The organism is Salinivibrio sp. KP-1, from assembly GCF_000968645.1.
Lineage (GTDB): Bacteria > Pseudomonadota > Gammaproteobacteria > Enterobacterales > Vibrionaceae > Salinivibrio > Salinivibrio siamensis.
Genome location: NZ_LAQR01000028.1, coordinates 1 through 651, shown reverse-complemented (window position 1 = coordinate 651; position 651 = coordinate 1). Strand labels below are relative to the sequence as shown.

The 651-nt window shown below is 48.8% G+C and carries 3 tRNA genes and 1 rRNA gene; all 4 read right to left on the bottom strand.

From position 1 onward, the window contains the following. Positions 1-131 precede the first annotated feature (131 nt). A tRNA-Val gene (locus tag WN56_RS08655) sits at positions 132-207 on the bottom strand. Positions 208-216: 9 nt separating this feature from the next. Further along, positions 217-292: transfer RNA gene (locus WN56_RS08650), tRNA-Lys, on the bottom strand. A 2-nt stretch (positions 293-294) separates the two neighbouring features. Beyond that, positions 295-370 (bottom strand) — tRNA-Glu (locus WN56_RS08645). 81 nt (positions 371-451) lie between these two features. Continuing rightward, positions 452-651 (bottom strand): 16S ribosomal RNA (locus WN56_RS08640); the annotation flags it as partial.

Below are 651 nucleotides of genomic sequence, written 5' to 3'. Positions count from 1 at the left end.
TGTCACTGATTGAGAACTTTACTGTCATTCTTTAAGAATGACTTGTCAGCTTTCCAGATTGTTAAAGAGCATGTCGTTTATTGCTAAATAAACCACGTTCTAAAGATTCTTAAGCAAAAACCTTTAAAGCGTGGTGGGCGATACCGGGCTCGAACCAGTGACCCCCTCCTTGTAAGGGAGGTGCTCTCCCAACTGAGCTAATCGCCCACAATATAGTGGTGGGTTGTACAGGATTCGAACCTGTGACCAATTGATTAAAAGTCAACTGCTCTACCAACTGAGCTAACAACCCAATGGCGTCCCATAGGGGAGTCGAACCCCTGTTACCGCCGTGAAAGGGCGGTGTCCTAGGCCTCTAGACGAATGGGACACGCCGATATGTTTGGGAACATATCCTCTTTAATACTTCAACCTATACAATCTGTGTGAACACTCGCAAAAATAGCGTCAGTAAGGAGGTGATCCAGCCCCAGGTTCCCCTAGGGCTACCTTGTTACGACTTCACCCCAGTCATGAACCACACCGTGGTAAACGCCCTCCCGAAGGTTAAGCTATCTACTTCTGGTGCAGCCCACTCCCATGGTGTGACGGGCGGTGTGTACAAGGCCCGGGAACGTATTCACCGTGGCATTCTGATCCACGATTACTAGC